At 47.3% G+C, this 26,078-nt stretch carries 17 protein-coding genes and 3 pseudogenes; 4 read left to right on the top strand and 16 right to left on the bottom strand.

All coding sequences use genetic code 11. The features are described 5' to 3' along the window. The 9 genes and pseudogenes from AC50Y5_RS30810 to AC50Y5_RS30770 form a co-directional block, all read right to left on the bottom strand. The gene (locus tag AC50Y5_RS30810; RefSeq protein WP_494865381.1) at positions 1 to 1,743 is read right to left on the bottom strand and encodes a sensor histidine kinase; all 1,743 of its coding nucleotides are present in this window, start codon (positions 1,741 to 1,743) and stop codon (positions 1 to 3) included. 171 nt (positions 1,744 to 1,914) lie between these two features. Next, positions 1,915 to 3,588: a type 2 periplasmic-binding domain-containing protein gene (locus AC50Y5_RS30805; RefSeq protein ID WP_494865379.1), complete on the bottom strand. Its 1,674-nt coding sequence runs from the start codon at positions 3,586 to 3,588 to the stop codon at positions 1,915 to 1,917. A gap of 29 nt (positions 3,589 to 3,617) precedes the next feature. Further along, complete coding sequence (locus AC50Y5_RS30800) at positions 3,618 to 4,487, bottom strand: carbohydrate ABC transporter permease (RefSeq protein ID WP_494865377.1); 870 nt, start codon at positions 4,485 to 4,487, stop codon at positions 3,618 to 3,620. 14 nt (positions 4,488 to 4,501) lie between these two features. Continuing rightward, complete coding sequence (locus AC50Y5_RS30795; RefSeq protein ID WP_056031437.1) at positions 4,502 to 5,476, bottom strand: ABC transporter permease; 975 nt, start codon at positions 5,474 to 5,476, stop codon at positions 4,502 to 4,504. A gap of 237 nt (positions 5,477 to 5,713) precedes the next feature. Continuing rightward, complete coding sequence (locus AC50Y5_RS30790) at positions 5,714 to 7,261, bottom strand: response regulator transcription factor (protein WP_494865375.1); 1,548 nt, start codon at positions 7,259 to 7,261, stop codon at positions 5,714 to 5,716. Between the two features lie 408 nt (positions 7,262 to 7,669). Next, positions 7,670 to 8,191 (bottom strand): annotated as a pseudogene (locus AC50Y5_RS30785) (NADP-dependent oxidoreductase); the annotation flags it as partial. Further along, positions 8,178 to 8,709 (bottom strand): annotated as a pseudogene (locus AC50Y5_RS30780) (SDR family NAD(P)-dependent oxidoreductase); the annotation flags it as partial. The pseudogenes AC50Y5_RS30780 and AC50Y5_RS30785, both read right to left, overlap by 14 nt. 310 nt (positions 8,710 to 9,019) lie before the next feature. Beyond that, positions 9,020 to 9,592, bottom strand: a complete 573-nt coding sequence (locus tag AC50Y5_RS30775) for a TetR/AcrR family transcriptional regulator (protein WP_494865373.1) — start codon at positions 9,590 to 9,592, stop codon at positions 9,020 to 9,022. Positions 9,593 to 9,734: 142 nt separating this feature from the next. After that, positions 9,735 to 11,819, bottom strand: a complete 2,085-nt coding sequence (locus AC50Y5_RS30770; protein ID WP_494865371.1) for a pectate lyase family protein — start codon at positions 11,817 to 11,819, stop codon at positions 9,735 to 9,737. Positions 11,820 to 12,013: 194 nt separating this feature from the next. Here AC50Y5_RS30770 and AC50Y5_RS30765 point away from each other — a divergent pair, with 194 nt between their 5' ends. Continuing rightward, the gene (locus AC50Y5_RS30765) at positions 12,014 to 13,996 is read left to right on the top strand and encodes an AraC family transcriptional regulator (protein ID WP_494865369.1); all 1,983 of its coding nucleotides are present in this window, start codon (positions 12,014 to 12,016) and stop codon (positions 13,994 to 13,996) included. 155 nt (positions 13,997 to 14,151) lie between these two features. On the opposite strand, the gene AC50Y5_RS30760 is transcribed toward AC50Y5_RS30765, so the two are convergent. The 5 genes and pseudogenes from AC50Y5_RS30760 to AC50Y5_RS30740 all read right to left on the bottom strand — a co-directional run. Further along, positions 14,152 to 14,898 carry a (2Fe-2S)-binding protein gene (locus AC50Y5_RS30760; RefSeq protein WP_494865367.1) on the bottom strand — a complete coding sequence of 249 codons (747 nt, stop codon included), beginning with the start codon at positions 14,896 to 14,898 and terminating at the stop codon, positions 14,152 to 14,154. A gap of 4 nt (positions 14,899 to 14,902) precedes the next feature. Beyond that, the gene (locus AC50Y5_RS30755; RefSeq protein ID WP_494865365.1) at positions 14,903 to 15,922 is read right to left on the bottom strand and encodes an ABC transporter substrate-binding protein; all 1,020 of its coding nucleotides are present in this window, start codon (positions 15,920 to 15,922) and stop codon (positions 14,903 to 14,905) included. Between the two features lie 219 nt (positions 15,923 to 16,141). Further along, positions 16,142 to 17,788, bottom strand: a complete 1,647-nt coding sequence (locus AC50Y5_RS30750; protein ID WP_494865363.1) for a helix-turn-helix domain-containing protein — start codon at positions 17,786 to 17,788, stop codon at positions 16,142 to 16,144. Positions 17,789 to 17,946: 158 nt separating this feature from the next. Continuing rightward, positions 17,947 to 19,368, bottom strand: coding sequence for a pectate lyase family protein (locus tag AC50Y5_RS30745; RefSeq protein ID WP_494865434.1), 1,422 nt, complete (start codon positions 19,366 to 19,368; stop codon positions 17,947 to 17,949). 126 nt (positions 19,369 to 19,494) lie between these two features. After that, positions 19,495 to 19,989 (bottom strand): annotated as a pseudogene (locus AC50Y5_RS30740) (LamG-like jellyroll fold domain-containing protein); the annotation flags it as partial. A gap of 394 nt (positions 19,990 to 20,383) precedes the next feature. On the opposite strand from AC50Y5_RS30740, the gene AC50Y5_RS30735 reads away from it, so the two are divergent. Further along, positions 20,384 to 21,325 carry a metallophosphoesterase family protein gene (locus AC50Y5_RS30735; protein ID WP_056031465.1) on the top strand — a complete coding sequence of 314 codons (942 nt, stop codon included), beginning with the start codon at positions 20,384 to 20,386 and terminating at the stop codon, positions 21,323 to 21,325. 129 nt (positions 21,326 to 21,454) lie between these two features. Then, positions 21,455 to 22,024 carry a hypothetical protein gene (locus AC50Y5_RS30730; RefSeq protein WP_494865361.1) on the top strand — a complete coding sequence of 190 codons (570 nt, stop codon included), beginning with the start codon at positions 21,455 to 21,457 and terminating at the stop codon, positions 22,022 to 22,024. A 62-nt stretch (positions 22,025 to 22,086) separates the two neighbouring features. Here AC50Y5_RS30730 and AC50Y5_RS30725 read toward each other — a convergent pair whose 3' ends face one another. Both AC50Y5_RS30725 and AC50Y5_RS30720 read right to left on the bottom strand, forming a co-directional pair. Continuing rightward, complete coding sequence (locus tag AC50Y5_RS30725) at positions 22,087 to 22,656, bottom strand: nitroreductase family protein (protein WP_494865359.1); 570 nt, start codon at positions 22,654 to 22,656, stop codon at positions 22,087 to 22,089. A 30-nt stretch (positions 22,657 to 22,686) separates the two neighbouring features. Further along, positions 22,687 to 24,657, bottom strand: coding sequence for an AraC family transcriptional regulator (locus AC50Y5_RS30720; protein ID WP_056031475.1), 1,971 nt, complete (start codon positions 24,655 to 24,657; stop codon positions 22,687 to 22,689). A 214-nt stretch (positions 24,658 to 24,871) separates the two neighbouring features. Between AC50Y5_RS30720 and AC50Y5_RS30715 the strand changes: the two genes are divergently transcribed. Further along, positions 24,872 to 26,068: an MFS transporter gene (locus tag AC50Y5_RS30715; protein ID WP_494865356.1), complete on the top strand. Its 1,197-nt coding sequence runs from the start codon at positions 24,872 to 24,874 to the stop codon at positions 26,066 to 26,068. Positions 26,069 to 26,078: the final 10 nt, after the last annotated feature.

Raw genomic sequence — 26,078 nt, 5'->3', positions numbered from 1 at the left:
TTAATCCTCCTGCACAAGCGGAATAAGGACGCTGACTTTCGTTCCGCCCCCCGCCCGGCTGTCAATTCCTAGCCCATAGCTTTCGCCGAATGCGAGCTTGATCCGATTTTTAATATTCAAAATGCCAATCCCGTTCCCCCGCGTCTCCGCCTCTCCGCTCAGCACACGCTGCACATAAGCTTCCTCCATGCCCGGCCCGCCGTCCTCGACAATAAGCGCTAGCTTCCCTTCCCCCCACTCCGCATAAAGCCGGATCGTACAGGGCTCAATCATAGGCTCCAAACCATATTGCACGGCATTTTCCAATAGAGGCTGCAAAGTAAGCTTAGGGATGGCAGCGGCATAACAGGAAGCAGGCACATCCATATGAAAATCCAGCCGATTTTGAAATCGGTATTTTTGAATCGTAATGTAATGCTTCACCGTTTCAAGCTCCTCGGCAACCGTAATCACATTTTGCTTTAAGCTGATTGAGGAGCGCAGCAAATAACCAAGCGAGACGACCATGCTGGATATTTGCTGCTGCGCATTTTTTTTGGCCAGCCAATGGATAGAATCGAGCGCATTATACAAAAAATGAGGATTAATTTGCGCCTGAAGCGCCTTGAACTCCGTTTCCTTAATGATAAGCTGGTTGGCGTAATTTTCTTTAATCAGCGTATTAATGCGAGTAATCATCATTCGATACGTTCGCTGCAGCAGCCCTACTTCATCCATTTGCTGAAAAGCAGGTGCGGACATGCTGGCATCCATGCTCTCCAGGTCGCCATACTGCACCTCCTTCATCTGGCTGATCAACTGGCGAATGGGCCTCGTCAAGCTGCGGGCAAAGGCCATCCCGATGGCAACAACGACAATAAAGGTCAGGCTATAGACGATAACGAGCGAATTTTTCAGCCACACGACCGTTTTAAAAATATGATTGTACGGGACGATATTATAATACATCCATCCGGTATAAGAGGATTTTTTCTGCGACAAAAAGGTCGGCTCGTTGTTCACCTTCTTGATCTCGTAGCCGTCTCCCGCCTTTAGCGGCTGAAAGGCAACAGCCACACCTTCTGGCATTTGCCCGTACGGATAGATGACATCCTGCCCTGATTTAAGCAAAATATCACTACTCTGACTCGCCGTGCCTGCATAGTCCTCCACTAATCTCTCAATATTAATCCGCAAAAATAAAATGCCGATGGGCTCCAGCGTCAAAGGCTCATACGCCCGCACCTCCCTGACCATAATTAGCATAGGGTCGGAATCATCCGGGTAAAGCCAGCGGACTTCGCCTTTTCCCGCTACAGCTTCTTTTATCATGCGGGCGTATTTTTTCTCTGAGAAGGATGGGGAGTCCCCATATTTGCTGACCCGCTGTCTGGAGTCGATAAGATGAACAGATTGCACATAACGTTCAGCATTGCTAATATGCGCCCACAGTTGATCGGTTATCTTCTTGCGGGTTATGTAACCGGCATATTCTGCATCGTCCTGAAGCAAATCCTTTAATCCTCGCTGAATTTGTGAATCTGAAATAATGGTGAGCGACATCGACTCCAGCTTCTTCAGCTCCATATCTATCGTGGTGGACGATAAATTCAAGAGTCGATAGGATTTGTCATATAGCTGTCTGTCATAAATCGAATAGGCATAATATAAGGAGCTGTAAGCAATCGTAATAATAAGGGTCATGATCAGAAAGATCATGAGAAACATTTTTCGCTTGATGCTCAGATTCCGATATACCGCCATTATAAAAAGCGCTCCTTTGCATAGGTCATACACTAGATATAACATACTCGGCAAAAACCAGATACACTAGCGGAACCCGGAGCTCTATTTTCACGAAGAAAAGGCTACTTTGGGGCGTTTTACGCCCCATACAGCAGCCTTCATCCGTTTATGCATTTTTCACGCTGCCGCTTATTTCGTTTGGTATCTTTCGTAAGCCGCTTGGTGCATTTCGACAGCTTGATCAATGCCCATGCTCTTAATCGTCTCTACCATTTTGTCGAACTCGGCAATCGGCTTCTGCCCGTTAATGATCGCTGTCATCGTCTCGTTCAAGTACGTATTGACTTGGCTCATAATGGAAGTGACCGTGCTTGCTTCGTCCAACGTCAGGCGGATAGGAGGAAGCGTCAGCTCGGAGCTCGCTTTCATCCACTCCGTGTTGGCATCCCGCTGGCCTTGATCGAACAAGAGGGCGTCCAAATATTTGCTGTCCTGATTGATCGGGCCATCCATAATCGATAGCGCATAAGAAGCCAGCGCCTGATCATAGGTCAAGCCGTTCGGATTGTCGGTGATGAGGCCCGTAAACTTGATAGCATCGCCGTCCTTCTCGTAGCTCTCGCCCTCGATGCCAAAGTTGAACAAGTCGCTGCCCTGCGCGCTGTAATTAAAATCCATCCATTGCACGATATATTTCAGCTTGTCTTCATCGGCGCTTGATGTGATCGCTTCTCCATAGGTCAGCACCTTATTGTTCATATTGAAGGTCGCGTAGGCATTGCCATCCGGCGATACCGGCCATGGAGCGCCTGTCAGATTAAAATCCGGATCGGTATCCCTCATCAGGTTGAAATATTTGCCCATGCCGCTGAACACACCGCCCAAGTAGGAGCCGGCTAAATTATTCGTAATTTTATAGTCAAAGGCTTTGCCGTCATTCGTCATAATTTCCGGATCAATCAGCCCTTCTTTATACCAAGCTGCCATCGTCTCAAGGAAACTTTTGTATTCAGGCTCGATTGGCCCGAAAGCCACTTTTCCGCCCTTCATTTCGAAGCCGCCAATGACTCCGAAGGCTGGAGAAAAATCATGCAGCTTCGTCAAATTTCCCGGTCCCCAGTTGCCTGTAAACGGAAGCTCATCCTGCTTGCCGTTGCCGTTCGGGTCCTGTTCCTTGAACGCCTTAAGCACCGTATGCCACTCATCAATCGTTGTAGGCGTTTTCAAATTGAGCTTATCAAGCCAGTCCTTGCGCACGATGGGGCCCGTTGTCGCATTCAGCTTGAGCGCATCCAGCTTCAGAAGCGGGAACATATAGATCGTGCCGTCATCGAGAGCAATTTGCTTCAACACATCCGGATCGGATTCAATAATGCTTTTCAGGTTTGGCGCGTATTGGTCGATCAGCTCGTTCAAGCGAATAATCCGCCCGTCCTCGATCATTTTCTCAGGACCGCCTACTGCATCCGCCCAGTTGTAGTAGATGACGTCTGGAAGCTCCTTCGTTGCAATGAGCAGGTTGAACTGATCCTTTTGCTGTCCCAGCGGCGGGTGGGTAAATTTCACCTTGATTCCCGTCAGCTCTTCCTTTTTCTTATACGAGGCCATTTCCCCAAAGTTGTCCATCGAGGCGGTCAGCTTCGCATCATTCGCACGCCAATAATTAATCGTGAACGCTTCATTCGTAATGGGCAGCGGTATTTCCGTCAGCTTCTCTTCTCCGGCTGCTGGACTGGACGCCCCTGCATTGGCCGGACTGCCTGCTGCCGCTCCTTCATTTGGCGCATTGTTTTGCGAACACGCCGACATCAGGCCGACAAGCAGCGCCGAGGACAAAATGACCAACCCCATTTTTCTTTTCACCCAAATCGCCTCCAAAAAATAATTGATTTTTATTGTTTCACGGCACCGATTAAAGCGCCTTGAACAAAAAACTTTTGAATAAACGGATACACCAGCATAATCGGCAGCGTAGAAATAATAATCGTGGCGTATTTAATGTTTTCTCCGATTGCAAAGCCTGTGTCCACGCCGGCACCCATCGACTCCGTACTGCTGCTAATTAAAATATCCCGCATTACAATCTGGATCGGATACAGCTCCTGGCTTCGCAAGTAGAGCATCGGGCCCACATAATCATTCCAATGGTCTACAGCATAATACAGCGACATGACCGCCAAAATCGATTTGGATAAAGGCAGGACGATACGAAATAAGATTAGAAAATCATTAGCTCCATCCAGCTTGCCGGATTCGATCAAGCTTATCGGAATGCTCTCGAAGCTTGTTTTCATAATCAGGAAGTAGAAGGTGCTGATTGCACCAGGGATGATCATCGCCAGGCGAGTATCCACCAGTCCCAAATTCTGAATGAGCAGAAAGCTTGGGATCATGCCGCCGCCAAAAAACATCGTAAAGGTAATGAGCTGCATAAACGTTTTTCGGCCGAATAAATCCATTCTGGATAGCGCATAGGCGGCAAAAGCCGTCATTAGCAAATTAACCAGAGTTCCTGCTGCGACATAAAAGAGCGTGTTCAAGTAGCCGTTATAAATTTTCGGATTTTGAAACACATATTTATAAGCCTCAAGCTGGAAGCCTTCGGGCAGCAGCATGAGCGACCTTGAGCGCAGCAATTGATCTGGATCGCTTATAGAAGAATTCAGCACATACAGCATCGGATAAAAGGATACGGCTATAATGCAGCACAGCATAATCACATTGAAAAAGTCAAAAACATATTCCCCTGACGAGCGTTTCATAGGTCACCTCCCGTTTACCAGAGACTGGTCGAATTCACTTTTTTACTAATCGCATTGGCCATTAACAGCAGCGAGAAATTAATAATGCCGTTAATTAATCCAATAGCGGTCGAATACGTATAGTTGCCTTCTAAAATGCCGGAACGGTAAATAAAAGTGGATATGACGTCTGACGTTTCATAGGTCGGTGCCGTCTGCATGAGCAAAATTTTCTGAAAGTCGGCGTTCATAACCGCACCCAAACGCAAAATCAGCATAATGACAACCGTCGGCATAATGCCCGGGAGCGTAATATGCAGCAGCTGCTTCCACCTGCCAGCCCCATCCATCTTCGCCGCTTCATAGAGCTGGGTATCAATATTGCTGAGCGCTGCCAGAAAAATAATCGAGGCCCAGCCCGCCCCCTGCCAAATGTTCGAAAGAATGTACATCGGCCGAAACATATCCTTCTCCGCTAGAAACATAATCGGCTGCAGGTCGAAGAAGCTGCGAATGACATTAAACAAGCCGCCATCGAGCGACGAGAACGTTTTCAGCATTCCGACAACAACGACGACCGAAATGAAGTGGGGCATGTAGCTGATCGTCTGTACCGTGCTCTTGAACCACTTTTTGCGGACCTCATTAAGCAGCAGCGCCAAAATAATCGGTGCCGGAAAGCCGAACAAAATGCTGTAAAAGCTGAGGATCAACGTATTTTTAATAATTCGCCAAAAATAATAGCTGTTAAAAAACATCGTAAAATTGTCAAAGCCGATCCATTTTCCTTCCAAAATGCCTTTGATTGGGCTATAAGATTTTTGAAAAGCCATCAACAAGCCGTACATCGGTCCATAGTGGAAAATGAAATAATACGCTAGGACCGGAATTAACATGAGGTATACATATTTATTCCGCAGCCATTCCTTTTTGAGGAAAACGAGTTTGCTTGTTTTAGCTCTGCTGCCCTTGAGCGCCTGCTGCTGCTCTTCCTCCAGCTTCAACTCCATTCTTCTGCCCCCACCCTAAATGTTAATCGATTAATATTTATGTTTATAAATATACAAGTACGGCTTCTCTTTTCACATGTTCATTTCCGATGGTTTTATGTTCAAAACCGTGGTGAAACGGCTAACGCCGTCCTTTGGCGGCACGGCGCGTTTCAATCCGAGAAATATAAATGCTTATATTTGCAAAAAAACACCCTGCAGTCGTATCTCGACGACTTCAGGGTGTAAACGATAAGCCTATGGCGTTTTCTTATATTCCGAAGGAGAAAATCCGGTATACTTCTTAAACATTTTGCTAAAATAAGACGAATTGCCGCCGAAACCCGTTTCCTCAGCCAGCGCCGCTATTGTAAATTCCTCGCTTTGGCCGATTATCTCCAGCGCCTTTTGAATCCGAAAGCTCATCATGTAGTTCGTAAATTTTTCGCCTGTCTCCTTCTTGAACATTTTGCTTATGTAATCCGGATTCATATAAATCTCCCCGGCAATAGATTGCAAAGTCAGCGATTCATCCTTGAAGCGGCTTTGGACAATATTTTTCATATGAAGCACCATCTGCGACTGCCTGCATCGATTCCGCTCATAGTTGTGGAGAGCAATCTCTTGGGCGATGCCCATCACATATTGTTGAAAAGACTGCAAGGTGCTCGTTTCGATTAAACCCGGGAGCTTATCCATATACGCCTTCATCTCGGAAGATCCACACAGCCGAATCATTTCCATGTACATCTGGATCAAATAGGATTTCGTTGTGGATATGTCATAGCGCAGCTCAGAAAGCATTTGAAACATTTGCTGAAGCTCTTTATCCGCTTCTGCCCAATGCCCTGCTTTAATTGCTGTCATTAAACGTTCTTGGTCATACTCCCATTCAGAACGATCCCCTTCCCCAGATGGGGAAATGTCGCGCTCCATAATAAGACTGCCTTCACCGAGATAAAATCGATGGTTCAAGCAGACAAGCGTCTGCGTATATAAGCGCCGCGCCTGCGCCAGCTCTCCCGCCTCGCTGAGGGCGGCGGTTAGGTCAAAATGATAATATTTCGTGAAGGTGGCGCGGATGCTGTCAATTTTCTCGAAAAATTGCGCCTCGGACAGCTCGTCTTCCATGAGCAGAAGAACATGCTGGCCTACGGTAGAGCTGAGTATGGGGTTAGGAAAGATGTCCTCGGATATATTTTTCACGGCAAACAGATGCTCATACTCATGCTCGCCCTCGATTTCCACCAGCAGCAGGCGTACGCTTTGCGTTTGAAAATGCAGCCCGAACAGGTCGCCAAAATACTGCCATTCTCTTACGCCATACGTTTTATTCGTTACGAACTCCTTTAGAAAATGCTCCTTGGCATGCGGCAACACGCGCTCTAAATCATACTTGATTGATTGCACGAAGCTCTCCTGGCTGGCCCGTTCCTTCTTCTCCTGAACGATCTCCGTGATGGCCTCCACCAAGCTTTCCTCGCTGCACGGCTTCAGCAAATAATGCTTCACCCCATACTGCATAGCTGTTTTGGCATAATCAAATTCCGAGAAGCCGGTCAGCATGATAAAAGAGATACCGGGATACTGCTCCGCAACAGCAGCTACGAGCTGCAAGCCATCCATGCCCGGCATTCGAATGTCGGTAATAACGATGTCCGGCGGATTATCCCTCAACTTTGTTAGCGCTTCCAAACCATTTTGCGCTGTTCCTGTTAATTGTGTACCTAGCCGAGCCCAATCCATCACGGAGGAAATGCCGTCAAGAATGAGCCATTCATCATCAACCAAGAGAACCTTGTACACCGCTACTCCCCCTCCCCTGTTACCAACCTGATAAAAGCTGCGTCTTTTATTCTTAATTTTACCTTGCTATGACAAAGCAAGCAATGAAAGGGAGATGTGCAATTGGGAGCACAATTAGAGATGTACAATTAACAGTACTAGCAAAAAAAGCAAAGGCAGCTTTAACTGCCCTTGCTCCTTCTCTTTATTGCTCTTAAATATTAATATCATGAATGTTGTCGATAATAATGCCTTCCCTGACTCCCATTACGGTATTTCCTTTTTGAAGCGCTTTTCACAGGGTCTACACAATATCAACGAACTAGTGGAATAACCCTCGGTGAATGCTAGCCCACACCTAACCTAAAGCTATACCCTCCACTGCCGCACCAAGTTTTTTCCGCATGCTATATTTGAATCGATGCAGCTTCTTTCACTGCCACTTGTAATCACATATAATCCCATTGATTTGGCAATGGGAATTGCCATAGCGCCGAATCCTCCGGTTCCTCCGGGAATGAAAAGCTTTTTCTTCGGCTGGGCATGGAGTACATTATGCAAGGCTTGATAAGCAGTCAAGGCAGTAAGGGGGACCGCAGCCGCTTCATTAAAAGACAAATGGTCAGGCATGATGGATAAAGCATCTTCATTCACGGCCGCATATTCAGCAAAAGCACCGATTTTATTAAGCGGCAGCCTCGTATAGACAGGGTCACCTACCTTAAAATTCAATACCTTATCACCAACGGCTTCAATAACGCCTGATAGTTCATTCCCTAAAGTGAATGGCAGCTTATAGTCGGCAATCATCCGCACACTGCCATTCAGATTAAGAATGTCCAGTGGGTTTACGCCTGCAGCTTTTACTTTGACAAGTACCTCATGGCTATTGATCTGTGGTATATCAACATCATTTAATTCCACTTGAATTTTTTTTGAATAATTCTGTATTTGTGCCGCTTTCTAGAAATTCCGTTTCTGTTATAGCCGGTGCTAAAACCTTTGCCTTTAGTTTGGCACCTTTCAGTTCTAGCTCTTTTGCAAGCCCTTCTGTGAAGGCACTAACATAATATTTAGATGCTGAATAAGCAACATTCCCAACAGCAATGGCATAACCGAGCGCGGATGAGACGTTAATTAACTGAGTTCCTTCGACATCTGCATAATCTCGCACATACAGGGTAGAAAGGATCGTCAAGGATTCGATATTAACACGCAGCATCGTTTGGGCTTTATCTAAATTCTGATCTGCTACAAAAGCGGCTTCTCCCAGCCCCGCATTGTTAATCCAAGTGTCTATTTCGTATTCCTTTAGCTTGCTATACAAAGTGTAAGCCTGATCTGTAACAGACAGGTCACTTGTTTGAACAATAACATTTACACTAGGATCTATTTCCTGAATGGCCGTTTTAAGCTCTTCTAATTTATCCAATCCCTGAGCTTGCTCCTGTAATAACGGTATACTTCATCCTATTCTCTCCTTCATAACGTGCAGATTAGTGTAAATGAGTTTCAAGCACAATTTTAGAATGATCATTCTTATTAGGGTAAAAAACAGTTAGATCTAACTTGCTATTCGTATAGCCATTTTAGAACGAACAGTAACGAATTTTTTTATGGCTAAAAATATTGCTTTTGGAGCGGCATTCCTTGGCTTGTTCAAGGCATAAGATACAAGCTCTTTCTTGCACTAGAGGGACAAGTGGGAACTTGTATCACAGAAACAAACCAGCTTCCATTTAGGTCACTCCTTTTGCCCATCATGTTGGCATGACCCTTTTAATCTAAAACGGACAGTGTCATAGCAATAATATTGTTGAATTTTTGTTGATCCGATGTTGTCTTGACCAGCGTACGCAGCCCCAACCACGCATTCATTAAATAATGAGAAATCATTTCAGGTTCAAGGCCAGCCTTGATCTCACCCGATTGCTGGCCCTCCAGAACAAGGTTAGTCAACAATTCCTCAGTCCGTGAATAACTCTCATCCACCAGGGATGCAACTTCTGGATCCAACACGCCCAGTTCCACGCCTGAATTCACGAGAAAACACCCAAGAGGTTCCCCTTCATTTTTTATTGTCGCTTCAAACAACTCCCGGATGATTTCCTTTACCGGCGTTCGCTTTTCAACCAAAAATTTCATTCTATTCGTTTGCTTAGCTTCATATCGTTCGAGAGCTTTTATAAACAAGGCATGCTTATCCCCAAATGTATCATAAATACTTCTACGATGAATGCCCATAAAGTTAACCAGTTCATTCATTGAAGTTTTCTCGTACCCTTGTACCCAAAATAGCTGTATGGCTTTATCTAATACTTCATTGATTTCAAATTCCTTGGATCTTGCCATCGTCATCACCTCGAATAATCATTATACATTTAAGTGAACGATTGGCAAACTGAAATAAACATAAGAAAGAGCAAAGGCGATTATAGTCCCCTTTGCTCTTTCCTCCAAGCCTATTGCAGCAACTGCTGCCAAAGCAGGATGCCTAGCTCGTTTGCAGCCAGTTCACTTTAGCCCACGACAGCTTGCCCGCACCCGCGCCATTTGCAGCCACGAGCCTTGCTTTCAATGTCGCTGGATCATCAGCTGTATAGCTATAAGGAAGCGTTGTGAATCCGTTCCAGGAAAAAGGCTTGATCGCTGCTGGAACTGGAGAAAGCGGGCTTCCCGCTGTATCGCTATTTCCTCTAAAGGTTGTTCCATCCAGCGAATAGATCGTGTCTATAGCCGCGATTTTCCCCGTATAGTCAGGAAGACTGGCATCCTTCTGATTATTGCGAAGCGGGTAATAAACATCAATAATGACTGATTTCTCAATCAGCACAGCACCATTTTCTGTGGAAATCGCTCCATTGCTCGTTACGCCAAAATGATAACCATTGCCGGAAATGGCTGTCTCCATCGCCGAAGTAATCCGTGATCTGGCACTCCAAGCGCCTGCGCTGTCCATAACGATGTTGTAGGCATGGACGTTTCCAGCCCGCAGGCGAGGCATCCGGTCCTGCTGATCCTGATAATAGTTGTGATGCAGCGTCACTTCAAGCGCTGCATTATCGCTGGCAAATTCGGTTGAGCCCACCAGATGCCCTTTCTTCTGGCTGGCAGCAACCGCGATAATGTCATCCTTGCTCAGTCCTACTGCACTGCTTCTTAAAAAAGCATACATAGGATAAGCCGACTGATTCGCTTCCAGCGCATTGATTTGCTGGGTGACCCAGCTGCCTTTACTGCCGTCATCGCCTAAGAAGGAGGACCATGAAATGGTGACGCCATTGCTTCCTTTTTTCACATCGACCAGTCCGTCATATGCTTTGTGGAACGTACAGTGGTCGATCCAAAACTTGCTGCTTTCTTCGATTGTGATATAATCCCAGTCGTTTTTGTCGTAATCTCCCTTGGTTGCTTCATCCCATTCCCACAGCTCATCAAATTCGAGATTGCGAATGATGACATTCGTGCTTCTCTTGAAGGTAAAAGCAGCATGCTTGATCTTCGCGCCGTTGGCGGAGAAAATCGTCAGGTCCGTAAAGCCGTCCACTGTAATTTTGCTAACGCCCGTATTAAGTAGAACCGGGTGCGTTAATGCGCTGTTGTGAGAGGCGAACGGCGAGACTTTCGCTGCCGCCGGAATTTCGTTCCAGCCAAGATCGAGATCGTTCATGATTTCGACGACCTTATAGCCTGAGCCTTTCTTTAGCGCAGCGGCTAGATCTGTTGCATTATAAACTTTTATATATTGGGAATCGGTTTCGGCGATGCTGCCTCCCCCTGTGTTGCCTGCGGAAAACCCAGTTAGTTGATATTCGCTGGTCGGCCCAGATGTTGGAGAAGGCGTTGGTGTCGGTGTTGGAGCAGTCGTCGGGCTAGTGGATGGAGTCGGGGTTGGCTGCACCGTCGGAGTCGGGGTTGGAGCCACTGTCGGCGAAGGTGTTGGTGTCGTTGGCACCGAGCCCGAGTTGGTAACGCTTACATTATCGAACTTAGCAATAGATTTAAAAGTTACCAAACCCGCTGCACCCGCAGCCAAGCTGGAATCCGTAGCCGAGAGCTCAAGCTGGCCGTTTACATAAAGCTTGATGGACGTTCCACTCAATTCGAGCTTCACCTTATACCATACACCCGTTGCCAGGCCAAAATTCGTTTTGCTCGCTATAGTTGTCGTGGAACCGCTTACTTTTTTCCTAATTTCAAGTGTGCCTCCACTGCTGTTATACAAGGACGCTGCATAAAAATTATTGCCATCCACGTATCTGCCGGCAACATACGTTCTAGTCGATCCATTAAAATCAACGATCTTTACATCCGCCTCCACCGCATAATCGGTCCATGTCTGGCTGCCAGCAGAAGTTCGGCCTTCGCTTGTGCCCGATTGGGAATAAACCGCATTGCCGCTGTCTTGAACGACGGACCAGCTTCCGCTAGTGGATGTCCAATTGCCTGCTCCTCCATCAAAGCTGTCCTCCAATAGCGTCGCTGCGCTTGCCGGATAAACAAAGCCGATTGTCCCAGCTGACAAGACAAGCGTTAAACATAATACGAAGACCAAATGCCGCTTTATAAAATCATTCATCTCAAAATACTCCTTCCATATTGTAGTAGATTACATTCTAATTATAGTAATTAATGGTAAAATTTGAATAGTCTCGAAGACCTAATAAAATCGGAGAAAACAGCCAAACAGATCACCACTACTATTCATGGAAGTGTTATAATTGATAATAGTTATCAATTATATACCTGATAGAAAGGAGGCGAGCCGTTGTTTTGAAGGATGACGACTATTTATTACTGTGGCATCATGCGCACATCCGGCTGAACGATATTCGCCATCAGCTTATAGGAGTTGGAGGCCAGTTAAATGCCTACCGGCTTCCATCGCCCGCTTTTATATATATCGTTCGCGGAACGGCACGATTTCGGCTTGACGGGAAGGAGCTTCAGGCGGACCGTTTCCATATTCTGCACAGCGGCAAGGGCAGCCTCTTGGACATAGATGGAATTAAGGAACCATTAGAATATTATCTCATTCTTTATAAAGCTTCGCTGCCGCTCCTAACGGCTCCATTTATTCGAAAACTTGCGGATAATGACAGTCCTTTTCATAAACAATATGAATTCGCTCCCCATGATCCGGTTGCGCTGCTTCATTTGGTGAAGACGATGCAGCAGCAGTGGCATGAAACTCATTCCCTACAGCGAATTCATGTCAAAGCCTTGTTTTATCAGTTCATCTACGAGGTGGAACAGCAGTTGCAAATGCAAGGCAAGCAGACCGTCAAGCCTGACCTTGTGGAGCAGGTCATCCGACATATTCGTGAATGCTATAGCACGCCTATTACACTCGCATCCATCGCCCAATTGTTGAATTATAGCGCCCCATATGTCTCCAAGCAGTTTAAAAATAAGACTGGCTACAGCTTAATTGATTTTCTAATTCTAACTCGTGTGGATAAGGCGAAGGAGCTGCTGCTTCATTCGGAAGCTTCGCTCCAAGAAATTTCCAGCAGTGTGGGATATCCAGATTTATCTTATTTCATTCGTATCTTCAAAAAAACGACCGGTGTAACACCCGGAAGCTTCAAAGCACGGGCTGGCAGCAGCCAGCAAGAAGCAGATCGTCCTACCCTTATGCTTAGATTGTCTGATGCAGCACGGGGGTTTCGACGTTATATTGATATGGAACATGATAAGGATTATCAATATGTCGAAGAAGGGGATTTCACGATGTACAAAGGAACCAAAGCCTCCATGGGAGCGACCGTGCTGTTATGTCTAGCCTTAATGCTCAGCGCCTGCTCCAGCGGCAGTGGAGCTGCTAATTCCATAGCTTCCAGCACCAGCCCTGCTGCTTCCACTCAGACGCAGAACAATAGTCCGGCTGCAAGCCAAACGAATGCTGAACCTGCTCCAAGCGTATATACAGACAGTCAGGGGCATGAGGTACAGCTTCCCGAAAGTCCAGAGCGCGTTGTACTCCAAGGCAATTCAATCGGCGATCTGCTGGCGCTAGGCATTCAGCCCATCGGCGTTGATCGCCGATTTATTGATGAATCCGTCTATTTGGACAAAGAACAGACAAAGGCGCAGGATATTGGTTTTCCAACCAATTTTGAAGCTCTTGTAGACTTGGCTCCCGATCTGACGATGCTCGGTTATGTTTTAGATAAACAGTACGAAGAAGTATCAAAAATATCGCCGACCGTCGTTTTTGATCAAAGCCTGCCATTAGCCGAGCGCCTCCCCATCATTGGAGAAATCGTCGGTAAACAAGCCGAGGCCAAGCAGCTGCTTGCCGATTATAATGCTAAAGCTGAGAACATGTGGAGTGAGTTGCATAAGGCAGGAAAGCTTACTGAAGGCGAAACAGCGGTCGTGTTAATTTATTATTGGAGCAAAGATATGTATTTGATGAAAACCGGCGGTCTTGCCTCTTTATTGTATCAGCAATCAGGCTACCAAATGTCCGAGCGGGTAAAGGAGCTTGAACCGACCGCGGGCTCTCCCTATATTGAGGTTTCAAAAGAACTCATGCACGACATGCTCATCGGAGACCGCCTATTCATCTTGTATCCACACAATGAAGATGCGGAAGCCTCCTTTGCTGAACTGCTGGAAACATCCCTTTGGAAATCGCTCCCTGCCGTCAAGAGCGGAAAAGTCACTTTTGTCGAAACAAAGTGGAATTACGAAGATATGCTGACTAGTGATATGCTGCTGGACGAGCTTCCCAAGCTGTTGGCTCAATAAATTTGAAGGTATTGCAAGCATAATCGGAACACTATCCATCCCCCATTGCTTGTGACGCCTAATAAAAGAAGGTCTGCGCCCTCCCATTCATGCGGGGGTTGCAGACCTTCTTCTCTGTTTAATACCACGCTATTTAAGCAAAATAGTCTTATTCTCTATCTTTGAACAATCGGACAATTGCCGCAATAGCCACGAAACGCTGCGAGCCGATAAGCCAGGCAGCAGGTCGCCTTCACAAACATCATCTGATCGGGTTCAGTCGGATGTGCCATGAATTTCGGCGTCATGCGAAAAGGATTGCGGCGCAGCCCGAAAATTTCCGGCTCCATGTCCCAGGCCCAGCGCCTGAAACGCTCGCGTACTGCTGCCTGGCTTTCCTCACCGGCTGCCTCCATAGCTTCATCTTCCATATAGTCATAGAGTGCATTATAAATCTGCTTCCACAGCAAGGCAGCAGGGGTTTGTGATGCCTGCGAAAGTGCAGCAATAATGGGCCTCACTTCATCCCGGTAGAAAATAGGAAGCGCGGCTTGAGCATTTTCAGCAGGCGCCTCGGCAGGAATCTCGGCGGGAATAGTCTCACGCCAGCCCTCATGAATGTGAAAGGAAAAGAGCGGCATTCCATCTATTCGGCTGAGCTGCACCGACATATTCGTCATTCGCAAGGCTGAGGCTCTACGATCTGCGGCGGCGAGCATGCTATGCATGGCTCCACAAACGCCTGCATACCAGCTGCAAAAAAAAGCTGCTGCTACGCGCATGTCCTCTGTCCCAATCATCGGGGCGTATGTTCGGAGCAGCAGCTCGGCATTTTGCTTCTCGCTCAGCTCCACCAGCGTAAAGCTCAATATCGTGTTTTCTGCTGCCACCGAAGTAACAAAAAACTTCTCAGATAAAGACATACCTCTATTGGCCTTTATTTTCAAAAATCTGTAGAACGGCATCAATCGCAAAACGGTTCGCCAGAGGGGACATCCCCAGATTAAACCATTCCTCTCCGCCTACCAGGTACACCTGATTTTTCTTCACGGCCGTCATGTTTTTCCACAATGAGCTGCTTTGGATTTCTTTGTAATAATTCTGGATGGTTTCATTGCTATCATCATTCATCTGCAAAATAATATGGTCCGGATTGTATTCCGGCAATTTCTCCAGCGATATGGTAATGGAAAGCTCACTCTGAGGGAAATTCTCAACCGCTTTAAGCCCCAGCGTTTTATGAACAAAGCTGCCACGGTCAATATTTTCGCCATAAAGAACAATGCCATCCGGCATAATCATCATATACATGACCGTTTCGTCCCCAACGAGAGTATCGAGCTTCTCTTTGGCTGCCTGTTCATGATCAACTAAATCTTGAATGACCTTATCCGCAGCCTCTGGCTTGCCTAATACGCCAGCAATATCCTTCAGCTCATCACGCCAGTCATCGCGTTGCGGCAGCAATACAGTTGGTGCAATCTTCGTAAGCTGATCGTAGTCTTTGTCCGACCACCATTCCGGCGTGATAATCAGATCAGGCGCAGCGGCTAATATTTTTTCAAAATCAGGCGTCGTGGCGATACCCATTTTTATTGTATTTTTGAATGCATCCTCCAAATAAGACGGAAACTCCGGGTGATAATTTTGCACGGCAATTGGCGTAACGCCCAAAGCTTGCAGAAATTCCGGATACACAACGGAAAGCCCAATCACTCGGCTGGGATTTGCCGGAATCGTAATTTCGCCCTTCTCGCTGGCTACCGTACGGACGCTATCCGCTGCCGTGGCACTTGGCTCGCTGGACGAATTGCTCGCCTCTGGCGATACTGATGGTGAAGCTGTTGCTGTCGTATTTCCTTGTCCATTGTTCCCCGAGCATGCAGCCATCACAAGCGCCACCAGCGCGATCATGATTAGCGATAATGCTGTCTTCGATTGTTTCATTTTTCTGTACCCTCCTGAGCGGTCGATATATCTCATTTCTCATCAAGCGTAAACGGCTGTCGCTGTCCTCTGGCGGCAAAGCTAGCGTTTCGCGTTGAAATATAGGAAAGGATGGAAAAATCATATCCTTTCCTATATTTTTAAAAATGAGAATCAATATCACTGTTAGGAGTATAACGGATACTTTCCTCCTCGCCTATCGACGATCTCGCCAACATTTTATGCACGATTACGCCAAAGCTTTAACACCTCGTCCAATACCAAATCTTGCGTGAACGCTGTATATTCGGTCCATGGATAAGAAGGAAGCTGGTCGATTCGCCTATTTCTGACTGCCTTCAGCTGCCCCCACGCCGCTGATTGCCGCAGCTCCTGCCAGGCTGCTTGCGCCTTTGCATCGTCATCTACAATGAGCAGAAGCCTATCCGCATCCGTATGCATCAGCTCATCCCGTGTCCATTGCTGCTCGGGCTGATCTAGCATAATGCCTGCCGCTGGCGCAATTTGGAGATCGTCATAAAACACCTCGCCCAAGCTTCTGCTGCTCAAAATGTTAATCGCATGCCCCGATATTCGGGCAATGAGCAGACGATCGTTGCCCCATACCTTCTTCACTTGTTCCCGTACAGCACGTGTTTTTCGTTCATACTGATCGAGCCAGGCTTCCGCTTCTGAGGACTTGTCCAGCCACTGGGCAAGCAATCTTAGCTGCATTCGCCAATCATGCTCCAGCCATGGCATCAAATAAGTTGACGCTAGCTCTTCCAGCTTCTTCTCTGCTGCCGCGCTCGTAAATTCTTTAAGCCCGATGATGTAGTCCGGGTTCGTACTGCGTATCTGCTCTATTTTCACATCATCATCCTGCGCTAAGGGCAGAACCGAATGGGTGTCGTATTTTCGACGGTAATATTCGGTCCATGGATGATCGGCTGGAGCCGCATGAGGCGTAATATGCAGCGCCAGCAAATGTCCGATCATGTTGGCATGATAGGCTACGATTCTTTTTTTAGCATTTTTCATATATGCAGCAGGCGGCGTACCCGTTATTTTTTTAAATTTGCGCCGAAAATAAAGCTCATCCTGATAGCCGACATAGCTGGCGATATCTTTAAGCTGGTATTCCGAGTCGGGCTTCATCAGCTCCTGGGCTTGCCTAATGCGATATCTTGCCAAATATTCAATGGCACTCCAACCATAGGTTTGCTTAAACAGCCGGATAAAATGCCGTGAGCTGATGCCAGCCTCCCTCGCCAATAGCTCAATGGTCAGCTCCTCGCGGTAATGCTGCTCGATATATAACTTGGCACGCTTCATTGCAGCCTCGGACTCCGTGTCCAATACGCGCTTGCCATCTCGCAGCAGGCTGTACAGCAGCTCATAAAACTGAATTTGACCACGCAATCGCTGCAAGCGATTGTCGCTTTTTATCGTATGGCCCATAGCCTCGCAAAGTGCACTCCATTCAATCATGGAGGTTACCATGACTTCTCCTTCGACGGGAAACCGCAGATTTTGGGGCTGCCGCTCGTTCTGCGTTTGCCGCTCCGACGATTCGGGCTGCTCAAACACATCAAAGCGCACAGCATAAAGTCCACGCTCGCCCGAAACGTCTAGAAATGCCTCGATTAGTTGACCCGGCATACAAACAAAGGCACTACCTGCCCTTAGCTCCGAATACCGCCCGTCTACAGTAATCCAGCCTCTGCCGGATGCAGCAAGCAGCAGCATATGCGATTCGATGAATTGCAGCCGAAACGACCAGCTTCCCGAGCTGCTATCGTTTTTTTCGACCGCTCTAAGCTTGAACCACATGTTGTCCAGCCGCTCATATTCGCCCGCTTGCGAAGCGTATTCATGATCGGACATCCTGCTCGCCACCTTTTTCTCTTTACCTTTATGCTTATTATTTTATAGGAACGAGCAGCGATAAGAAATACAACCCTCCCCTGTGCGGGTAAAAAAAAGAAAGCTGCCGCCAAGCCGCAGGTTAAATATCCGCAGTTGGCGACAGCCTTATTCCTGACTTAAGACTTATAGCTCGTTTGAAGCCAATTCGCTTTAGACCACGAAAGCTTGCCTGCACCCGAACCGTCAGCCGCGACTAGTCTTGCTTTTAAAGTGGCTGGGTCATCTGGTGTGTAGCTATATGGAAGCGACTTGAGTCCGTTCCAAGCAAAAGGCTTAATAGCTGCCGGCACAGGTGAAAGCGGGCTTTTGGCAGAACTGCTGTCCCCTCTGAAGGTTGCTCCATCGAGAGAATAGATCGTGTCGAGTGCCGCAATTTTTCCCGTATAGGTGGAATCGCCTGCATCTGCCTGATTATTGCGAAGCGGATACGTGACATCAATGATTACAGATTTCTCAATGAGCACAGCCCCACCCTCGGTCGAAATCGCACCGTTGCTTGTAATTCCAAAATGATAGCCTTTGCCGGAAATCGCCTTCTCCATGGACGAGGTCAGCCGTTTTTTGGAGCTTCTTGCTCCTGCGCTGTCCATCACGATGTTATAGACATGGACATTACCGCCACGCAGGCGCGGCATCCGATCCTGCACGTCTTGATAATAGTTGTGATGAAGCGTCACTTCAAGCGCAGCGTTATCGCTGGCGAATTCAGTAGCCCCAATCAGATGGCCCTTCTTTTGGCTGGATGCAATGGCAATAATATCATCCTTGCTTAACCCAACCGAGCTGCTTCTTAAAAAAGCGTACATCGGATAATCCGATTTATTCGCCTCCATCACATTGATTTGCTTGGTGACCCAGCTGTTAGCACTTTGGTCATCAGCTAGGAAGGAGGACCAGGAAATCGTGACGCCCGTGCTGCCTTTTTTCACATCGACAAGACCGTCATAAGCTTTGTGGAACGTACAGTGGTCAATCCATACGTTGCTGCTGTTTTCCACCGTTATATAGTCCCAGTCATTTTTATCGTAATTGCCTTTCGTCGCTTCATCCCATTCCCACAGCTCGTCAAATGCAAGGTTGCGAATGATGACATTCGTGCTTCTTTTGAAGGTAAAAGCGGCATGCTTAATTGTTGCCCCATTCGCCGAGAAGATCGTCAAATCGTTGAAATCATCGACCGTCACCTTGCTGATTCCCGTTTCCATTAAAACCGGGTGCGTTAATGCGCTATTATGAGCAGCGAAAGGCGATACTTGGGCCTCTTTCGGAATCTCATTCCACCCTAAGTCAAGATCGTTCATAATTTCAATGACCTTATATCCCGACCCTTTCTTTAGCGCAAGAGCAAGATCCTTGGCATCATACACTTTCATATAACGGGAATCTGTTTCTGAAATCATGCCCCCACCCGTGCTGCCCTGCGCAAAGCCTGCCAAATTGTACTGGCCTGCCTTCCCAGCTGGCGGTGAAGGAACGAGCGTTGGCACAGGCGTCGGTTCAACCGATGGGGTTGAAGACGGTGTCGCCGTTGGTTCAATTGACGGTTTAGTCGATGGCTCGGTTGACGGCACTGCTGTCGGAGCAGGCGTCGATACTGGTGTTGGCGCCACAGTCGGCTCGGTTGATGGCTGCGTTGCATCTGGCGAGCTATCTGCAATCTTCACATTATCGAACTTGGCGATGGACTTGAACGTAACGAGTCCCGCGGCACCCGCCGCCAGGCTGGTATCGGCAGCTGACAGCTCCAGCTTGCCGTCTACATACATGTTGATTGTCGTTCCGCTCATTTCGAGCTTTACCTTATACCATACGCCAGTCTCTAAAGCATAACCCGCTTTGCTAGCCAACGTCGTTGTCGAACCATTCACTTTCTTTCTAATTTCCAGCGCACCACCGTTGCTGTTGTACAGCGATGCTGCATAAAAGTTATTGCCATCTATATAACGGCCCGCCACATAGGTTCTCGTCGATCCATTAAAATCGACAGCCTGTACGTCAGCCTCAACCGAATAATCGCTCCATGACTGACTGCCAGCAACCGCACGCCCTTCGCTTGTGCCAGACTGGAAATAAGCTTTATTGCCTTTCTCATTAACGACAGACCAGCTTCCGCTAGAAGGTGTCCAATTGCCAGCACCTGCATCAAAAGTGTCTTCCATTAGTGCAGCTGCCTTTGCCGGATAAACATAGCAAAGCGAAAGCACAAGCGCTGCACACAAAGCCAAAATCACATTCCTCTTAAAAAAATAATCCAATTTCATTCTTACTCCTCTTTCCGATAGTAGATTTATAACCTATATAAATATCGGAAATTTTGGAAATATTTAAATAGTCTATAAGGCCCAAAATAAGGGAATTTATTTCATCCCCGGCTTTGGCGACTATCCCACTGAGCTGCCCTACTCATTAATTCATTCACATATGATTTTTTGCCTTCTTGATAGTTACGTGTCTCTTCATTAGTTGTAGCAGGAAAAACAAGGAATATCGCGAAGATATAACCTTTAATAAAACATGAAGTATTAAAATGGCTGCATCTATGTGGGGGTAAGGATGACAAAATTAAAATTTCAGGATGACGGTACTTTTACAATCGTCCAATTCACCGATTTGCATTGGAAAAATGGAGAACAGGCAGATTTACAGACGTATTCGCTGATGAAAAACATACTTCAAGCTGAAATGCCTGAGCTCGTTATTTTTACAGGCGATGTGATCCACAGTGAAGAATGTATAAGCCCCAAGGAGTCTTATATGGATGCGATTAAAATCGCGGAAGAGCTTAGTATACCATGGGCAGCCGTCTTCGGAAATCACGATGCTGAGCAAGGATGCTCGAAGGAGGAGTTGATTTCCCTACAACAAAGATTTCCTTTTTGTTTAACAAAAAAAGGGCCTGAGCTTGATAATCGATATGGAAACTGTGTGCTTGAAATTGGTTCAAAAAATAGCACAAGCCCTGCTGCCGCCTTGTATTTATTAGACTCTGGGAGCCACTCCACTCATCCAATAGGAGGCTATGAATGGATTACTCCTCGTCAAATTAGTTGGTATCAGCAACAATCCCAGCGACTAACTGGGCAAAATAATGGGCTTCCACTGCCGTCACTCGCCTTTTTCCATATTCCTTTGCCTGAATACAATGAAGTGTGGAATTATCACCGCTGCTACGGACATAATTACGAGGGAATGGGATGTCCAAAAGTAAATTCGGGGCTTTTTACTGCTTTTCTTGAAATGAATGATGTACGGGGCGTGTTCGTTGGTCATGACCATATTAACGATTTTTGGGGTGAGCTGCACAGCATAAATCTTTATTACGGACGGGCAACCGGCTATAACAGCTATGGTAAAGAAGGGTTTGCACGCGGTGCAAGAATAATCCAGCTCACGGAAGGTGAGCAGCATGTTCAATCCTGGCTCAGATTAGATGACGGTTCAGTCATTATCAATCAGCCAGAACACCTTCCGGAACATGTGTGGAGGCGAGTGTAATCACGCATGCCGCTAATGAAACTAGACAATGGTCGGGGATCATCTATTACCTCAGAAGGTTCCGCAGCATGCTCTCCTGTATTAAAGTTAATAGCAGACAAAAGATCTTTAATGTGGGGGTCATGTGGGATGAGTATAGAAAAAGAGATTTATGTGCTTCTGACAGATACGGGAACCCTCTTCACAAGGATTATCCGAACGTTTACGAAGGATCCGCTGAATCACGCTTCGATCGCTTTTGATTCGGACCTACGCGAAGTGTACAGCTTCGGCAGGAAAAATCCGAACAATCCGTTCTTCGGAGGATTCGTCCGGGAAGACGTGAGCAGCGAGTTTTTCGGCGAGTCGATGTGCGCCCTTTATCGATGCACAGTGAGCCCGGTAGTTTATGCTAATCTGAGAAATCAGGTTCAGCATTTTGAGCAAAATCAAGATTTGTATAGCTACAATTTGGTCGGCATGTTAGGCATTCTGTTCAATATCGAATGGGAGCGCAAAAATTCATACTTCTGCTCACAATTCGTGGCGACGATGTTCCAGCAAAGCGGGATGATTCTGATCGACAAGTCGCCGCTGCTCGTAACGCCTGGCGATCTCCAGCATACGCCCAAGCTGGAATTGGTGTATCATGGACATCTGAATTCATATGTGGGCTGTCAGAACAGCATAGCCGCGGCAGGCTCGTTCCGCACGGCATAGAAGGGATCCCGGAAGAAGTCGGGATCCCTTCCTTTTTTTCGAAAGCTGAACTGAATTTTCTTCTATTCCCCTGTAATGCAGGTTAGCAGTTCCCCAACAGGTGTACGAGGCCGAGGCTTAGGCTTCTTATCGGGATCAAAATAACCAAGATGCAGCGTTCCAATAATTCGTTCGCCTGGCTTTACGCCCGTAAGCCTGCAAAAATCCGGGTCGAAATTATATTCATTCGTCTTCCATACGACACCGATTCCCTGCTCCCACGCCAGCAGCTGGATATTTTGAATAAGCGCGGAGCCTGCACCAACAGCATCCTCCCATTCCCGCTGCCTAGCGTCAGCCTCTATGACGATGAGCAAATGGGCTTGCATGCGTTCGCAATAATCAAGCTGCAGCTTCTGTCCCCATTTTTCCCGCTCGTCCTCCGAGAACGTATGCAGCACCGCATCTGAAAACTGCTGCCTTCCGGCTCCCATGAACAAAATGAATCGCCAAGGCTCCTTGCGCGAATGAACCGGAGCCCATACAGCCGCATCCAATAGAGCAATGACCGTTTCCTTCGCCAATGTCCGTTCGTTAAATTGACGTATTGTTCTTCTTTCGCGAATGAGCTGCTCTATTGCTGATATTGCCATCTCACACCATCCTCCTCTGCTCGCCGCCCTTTATTGGGTAAGAAATTGAACCGTTTCTTCGATAATTTTCGTTTGGCCGATTGGACCGCCAGGACCTTGAAACCATAGGCCATAGTCCACCAAATAGACATGGTTATTTTGAACAGCCTTCAAGCTTTTCCACACTTCAGTCTTCTGCATCTCCGTCGTTTCCGCAGGATCGGATGACAATAAGAAGATGTGGTCCGGGTCAATAGACGGCAGCTTCTCCAGCGAGATCACCTGCATGGAATCCGCTGGATCCGGTATAGAAGCTGGCGCTTGCAAGCCTAGATCATCATAAAGAACTTCATAGTTCCGTTTGCTATAATAGCGCACTTCCTTATCAGACAGGCGCAAAAACATAACCGTGTCATCGCCGATAGCTTGCTTGATTTTCTCTTTGCCCTCTGCAGCCAGCTTCTCGTAATCCGCAATAACCTGCTTCGCCTGCTCCGTTCTTCCGAGCATGTCGCCCAGCTTAAGCAGGCTCGTCTTCATCCGAATGATGCCCTGCTCATCCTTCACTTTCTCCGCAAACAAGGTAGGGGCAATTTTATTTAAGCTGGCAAAGGATTCGCCCATAAAGTCTTGGCCAATAATCAGGTCTGGCTCCAAGGCTAAAATGCTCTCAAAATTCGGCTCCACCTGCCAGCCTAAATTTTTCTGCCCTTGCAGGCGATCGGCAAGATAGGTCGGGAATTGATCGCTGCCTTCTTCATTGCTTGATGCCGCCTGCGGCACGATGCCAAGCGCCAGCAAATAATCGGTAGCGGCCGGAAATAAGGAAATAATATTTTGAGGCTCCCCTTTAATAACCGTTTCTCCCCATGCATGCTGAATGACTTTCTCCTGCGTGGACGGCTGCTGGGTTGCTTGCCCGCTGTTCGTTTGCTGCGCTGCATTGCTGCCGTTTCCATTGCCACTCGCAGCTGTCGTGTTTGATGTGCCGGAGCATGCTGACAGTAATAGGGTAAGGCTAAGCATAAGAAGGAGCGTAATCGACTGTTTCGGTTTCATTGGTATGCGTGAGTCCCCTTTTTGTTTATATTGATAATGATTATCACCATTATGAATATAACGGCGAAAGGTACGCCTGACAATGGAGGATTCTGACCTGCCCGTAGCATTATACTGATCGGATGGCAAATGAACATAGCTCGTTTTAAAGCGTCCCGGAGAAATGCCAACATATTTTTTGAAAATACGATTGAAATACATCGCGTCTGGAATACCCACGCTTTCCGCAACCGCCTGTAGCGACGCATCGGTATGCAAAAGGAGTTCTCTCGCTTTATGGATTCGAATACGAGTCAAATATTCAATGAGACTGCTTCCCGTCTCTTTTTTAAACCTTCTGGATAGATGCCCCGCACTGCAATCCAGCAGTTCTGCCAGTCCATCCACCATGATGGGCTCTGCATATCGCTCGTTCAGATAACGGATTGCCTGCGCCACCATATTCGGCTTCATCGTTGGAATGCCCTGTGCATCCAGCTGCCGCAGCAGCTCGTGGACGAATTGATAAAACAAGGTTTTGACTTGGAATTTTGAAAGGGCGTCCGCCTGTCTCCACATTTGATTAAGGCTTGTAACATAGTTGTATAAAACAATCGGATAATGAGGAACGAAGGCATATTGAATGTGAAAAGGGAGCTGCTGCTCCAGTAAGGCTTGAAGCTCTCTGCTGCTGGGCAGCGGAAGGCTGGCCCGATAATAAATCATATAATATTCAAAGCAGTCCTCGACCCCGGAAATATCCAGACCTATGCCCTTTCCGCCATGCAGCACCTGCAGCTTGTTCACTTCATAGAATTTTCCGTCCAGTGCAACTTGGGCACTGCCTCTTGCTGTATATAAAAAACCGCTGGCTGGCAGCCGGTAGCCCTTCACTTGCTCCCCCGTGCGCATAACGTGATGCCGTATATCTAATATTTTAATAGAAGCCTGATTCCACAGCCTAACATGCTGCTCTATATCCATCGTTTCACCTTCCGATAAAAACCTGATCTGTGTGCTTCTTTATTTTATCGATAATAATTCTCATCTACAATATAAATTTATTTAACACCATTTATAAATAGCTTGATATTACACTCAAAAACCTAAATAATGAGGAAATAGGTCTAATTGCTTGGATACATACCGTAACGATTAGAGATTTATTTTGCACAGCAGAAAGGTTGTCATTTACATCATGGAGTTATCTCAACGTTTAAGCCAGAAACGGGCAGCCAAGGAACCGTTCCCGGTCTCGATTCTCTCTCTTACGGTTGGTGCTTTTGCCATCGGCATGACGGAGTTTGTCATCATGGGGCTTCTGCCTAATGTCGCAACAGATTTGCATGTCAGCATCTCGGCTGCCGGACAGCTGATTACGATGTATGCCCTTGGGGTAGCTATCGGTGCCCCGATATTGACTATGCTCACCCAGCAGATTCCGCAAAAGCGGCTGTTATGTCTGCTGATGGTTTTATTTATTGTCGGCAATGTCATTTCGGTCTTTGCCCCAAGCTATGCCGTCCTGATGGGCGCACGGGTCATTACCGCGTTGACGCACGGTACTTTTTTCGGGGTCGGAGCCGTGATCGCTTCTAATCTTGTACCGCCGAACAAACGGGCCGGGGCCGTATCGATTATGATGGCCGGACTGACGATTGCCAATATTATTGGCGTTCCCCTCGGTACCTTTATCGGACAAAATATGGGCTGGCGAGCCTCATTCGGAGCCATTGCCATCATGGGCGTCATCGCCTTGGCAGGCATATTGGTTTTCATTCCAAAAATCAAGCAGGAACAAACAGCAAGCATCGTTCAACAGCTTGCCGCTCTTGCAAGACCGAAGCTCCTTGTATTCCTGCTAATATGCGCGCTCGGCAATTCCGGACTATTCGCCGTCTTCACTTATATTACGCCGCTGCTTACGCAGGTTACGGGCTTTGCTGAGCACAGCGTAACGTGGATTTTAGTTCTTTTCGGCTGCGGCGTAACGCTCGGCAACATTGTCGGCGGGAAGCTTGCCGACTGGAAGCTGATGCCCGCCATTTTAGGGCTTTATGTGGCCATATCCGTCATTTTGGCTATCCTAACCTTTACGATTCATAGTCCAGTGGCGGCCGTCGTGACGATTTTTCTCTGGGGAGCCGGTTCCTTCGCGGTTATGCCGGGGCTGCAGGTTCGAATTATGAGCCTTGCCAAAGCCGCTCCTGCTCTCGCCTCGACCTCGAGCCACTCCGCCGGCAATCTCGGCAATGCTGTGGGCGCCTTTATTGGCGGCTGGGTCATCACTCAACTGTCCTTAAACGCACTGCCATGGGTTGGAGCTGTACTTGTGGGACTGGCGCTGGTGCTGGGGCTTGCAACTTATATGTCGGAACGCAAAACAATCAAATAAAAAAACATTC

The organism is Paenibacillus sp. JT22N7 (genome assembly GCF_059383875.1).
The sequence above is the reverse complement of the archived record's forward strand: the minus strand, read 5'-3'. Positions and strand labels throughout refer to the sequence as shown.

Excerpts from the sequence above, each read along its gene's own strand:
- AC50Y5_RS30795 (WP_056031437.1), bottom strand. The coding sequence starts at position 5,476 with ATGGAGTTGAAGCTGGAGGAAGAGCAGCAGCAGGCGCTCAAGGGCAGC.
- AC50Y5_RS30715 (WP_494865356.1), top strand. The coding sequence starts at position 24,872 with ATGGAGTTATCTCAACGTTTAAGCCAGAAACGGGCAGCCAAGGAACCG.
- AC50Y5_RS30800 (WP_494865377.1), bottom strand. The coding sequence starts at position 4,487 with ATGAAACGCTCGTCAGGGGAATATGTTTTTGACTTTTTCAATGTGATT.
- AC50Y5_RS30720 (WP_056031475.1), bottom strand. The coding sequence starts at position 24,657 with ATGGATATAGAGCAGCATGTTAGGCTGTGGAATCAGGCTTCTATTAAA.
- AC50Y5_RS30735 (WP_056031465.1), top strand. The coding sequence starts at position 20,384 with ATGACAAAATTAAAATTTCAGGATGACGGTACTTTTACAATCGTCCAA.
- AC50Y5_RS30725 (WP_494865359.1), bottom strand. The coding sequence starts at position 22,656 with ATGGCAATATCAGCAATAGAGCAGCTCATTCGCGAAAGAAGAACAATA.
- AC50Y5_RS30755 (WP_494865365.1), bottom strand. The coding sequence starts at position 15,922 with ATGAAACAATCGAAGACAGCATTATCGCTAATCATGATCGCGCTGGTG.
- AC50Y5_RS30760 (WP_494865367.1), bottom strand. The coding sequence starts at position 14,898 with ATGTCTTTATCTGAGAAGTTTTTTGTTACTTCGGTGGCAGCAGAAAAC.
- AC50Y5_RS30775 (WP_494865373.1), bottom strand. The coding sequence starts at position 9,592 with ATGGCAAGATCCAAGGAATTTGAAATCAATGAAGTATTAGATAAAGCC.
- AC50Y5_RS30810 (WP_494865381.1), bottom strand. The coding sequence starts at position 1,743 with ATGGCGGTATATCGGAATCTGAGCATCAAGCGAAAAATGTTTCTCATG.
- AC50Y5_RS30730 (WP_494865361.1), top strand. The coding sequence starts at position 21,455 with ATGAGTATAGAAAAAGAGATTTATGTGCTTCTGACAGATACGGGAACC.
- AC50Y5_RS30750 (WP_494865363.1), bottom strand. The coding sequence starts at position 17,788 with ATGTCCGATCATGAATACGCTTCGCAAGCGGGCGAATATGAGCGGCTG.
- AC50Y5_RS30770 (WP_494865371.1), bottom strand. The coding sequence starts at position 11,819 with ATGAATGATTTTATAAAGCGGCATTTGGTCTTCGTATTATGTTTAACG.